Source organism: Occallatibacter sp. (assembly GCF_049582745.1).
Classification (GTDB): domain Bacteria; phylum Acidobacteriota; class Terriglobia; order Terriglobales; family Acidobacteriaceae; genus Telmatobacter.
Genome location: NZ_JBAUUO010000130.1, coordinates 1 through 1,960, shown reverse-complemented (window position 1 = coordinate 1,960; position 1,960 = coordinate 1). Strand labels below are relative to the sequence as shown.

The following is a 1,960-nucleotide window of genomic DNA, read 5'->3' as shown; positions in this document are numbered from 1 at the left end:
GAACGCTGCCGTGAAGGGGAGGAACTGCATCGTGGCATGAAGGACGCCGGCGTACTGCCGAACATGGTGATGGTGTACGGGCAAATGAACGAGCCGCCGGGCGCCCGGTTCCGCGTGGGCCTCGCGGCGCTGACCATGGCCGAGTATTTCCGGGACGACGAGCATCGTGACGTATTGCTGCTGATCGATAACATCTTCCGGTTCATCCAGGCCGGCATGGAGGTGTCCGGGTTAATGGGCCAAATGCCGTCGCGACTGGGCTACCAGCCCACGATGGGTACCGAGTTGTCGCAATTGGAGGAACGCATCGCCAACACGGACACCGGCGCCATCACCTCCATTCAGGCAGTGTATGTGCCGGCGGACGATTTGACCGATCCGTCGGCTGTACACACGTTTTCGCACCTCTCCGCCTCCATCGTGCTCTCGCGCAAGCGGGCGAGTGAAGGACTTTTCCCGGCTATCGATCTGCTGCAATCCAGCTCCAAAATGGCCACGCAAGGCATCGTCGGCGAACGACATTATCTCCTGGCGCAGGAAATCAGGCGGACGCTCGCTCAGTACGAAAATCTTAAGGACATCATCGCCATGCTCGGCTTGGAACAACTGGCGCCAGAAGATCGCAAAGTAGTCGCCCGCGCCCGGCGGCTGGAGCGATTCCTCACCCAGCCGTTTTTCGCCACCGAGCAGTTTAGCGGCATCAAAGGAAAACTCGTCAGCCTGAAAGATTCGCTCGATGGCTGCGAACGAATCCTGCGCGATGAATTCAAAGACTACCCGGAAAGCGCTCTCTACATGATCGGAGCGATTGACGAAGCGAAGGCGAAAGCCAAAACCGGCAAACCTGTAGCTAAAGCCGAACCCGGGTCCAAAACCGGGGCCAAGGGCGACCCGAAGCCCGCCACCGATTCCAAGCCCAAAGTCAAGTCCGAACCGCAGCCGAAGGCCGATCCGAAACCTAAACCGGAGGTCGAACATGCAGCCGCCGACGCTCATGAATCTTAAGATTCTCCTGCCATTTCAAGTCTTCGCCGATAAAACCGGCGTTTCGCGCATCGTTGCGGAGACCCGCGAGGGCTCGTTCGGGCTCTTGCCACACCGGCTAGACTGCGTTGCGGCGCTCGCGCCCGGGATTCTTATCTACGAAAACGAAGCGGAAGGCGAGGTTTATGTGGCCGTCGATGAAGGCGTGCTGGTCAAGACCGGCTTGGGGGTGGTCGTCTCCGTGCGCAACGCAATTGGCGGCACGGATCTCGCCCAGCTACATGAGGCTGTGAAGAAGGAGTTTCTAAACCTGACTCAACGGGAGCAGAACGTCCGTTCGGTGATGGCGATCATGGAGAGCGATCTTGTCCGCCGCTTAGCCGAGTTTCACCATGACTGAGAAATCGGAGATCAAGAGCGCGGCGGACGGGACTGCGTTCAGCCGGGAGGTCGGCGCGAAGGCAGCGCGAAAGCTCAAAGCGCGGCGTAACCCTACGCAGGGCGTCTGGCTTGGCTTGGGCATGATGGGGCTTATCGGCTGGTCGGTGGTGGTTCCGACGCTGCTGGGCGCGGCACTGGGCATCTGGCTGGACAACCGCCATCCCGGCACCCATTCCTGGACGCTGATGCTGCTGGTCATCGGCCTGGCGATTGGCTGTTTGAATGCGTGGCATTGGGTCGCCAAAGAAGACAAGGCCATGCGTGACGATCAGGAGGATAGTGATGAATGACACCTTGATGCTGATATTGGCGTGGGCAGTGGGCGTTTGGCTTGGGGCGATCTTCTTCGGCGGACTCTGGTGGACGGTGCGCAAGGGAGTTTCGTCCAAGAACCCTGCGCTGTGGTTCTTCGGCAGCCTGCTGCTGCGGATGAGCATTGCCCTGGCTGGGTTTTATTTTTTCTCCGGCGGTGATTGGGAGCGGCTGCTGCTGTGTCTGCTTGGATTTGTCGTGGCACGCCTGGTCGTGACGTGGC

4 protein-coding genes are annotated in these 1,960 nt (G+C 59.8%); all 4 read left to right on the top strand.

The window, feature by feature from the left end:
• Positions 1-1,005: ATP synthase beta subunit C-terminal domain-containing protein (locus WCA10_RS18665; RefSeq protein ID WP_472824026.1), on the top strand; the 1,005-nt coding region annotated here is incomplete at its 5' end.
• The gene (locus WCA10_RS18660) at positions 977-1,384 is read left to right on the top strand and encodes a F0F1 ATP synthase subunit epsilon (protein WP_472824025.1); all 408 of its coding nucleotides are present in this window, start codon (positions 977-979) and stop codon (positions 1,382-1,384) included. The genes WCA10_RS18665 and WCA10_RS18660, both read left to right, overlap by 29 nt.
• Complete coding sequence (locus WCA10_RS18655) at positions 1,377-1,715, top strand: AtpZ/AtpI family protein (RefSeq protein ID WP_472824024.1); 339 nt, start codon at positions 1,377-1,379, stop codon at positions 1,713-1,715. The genes WCA10_RS18660 and WCA10_RS18655 overlap by 8 nt, the downstream gene beginning before the upstream one ends.
• Positions 1,708-1,960: N-ATPase subunit AtpR (locus tag WCA10_RS18650; protein ID WP_472824023.1), on the top strand; the 253-nt coding region annotated here is incomplete at its 3' end. The genes WCA10_RS18655 and WCA10_RS18650, both read left to right, overlap by 8 nt.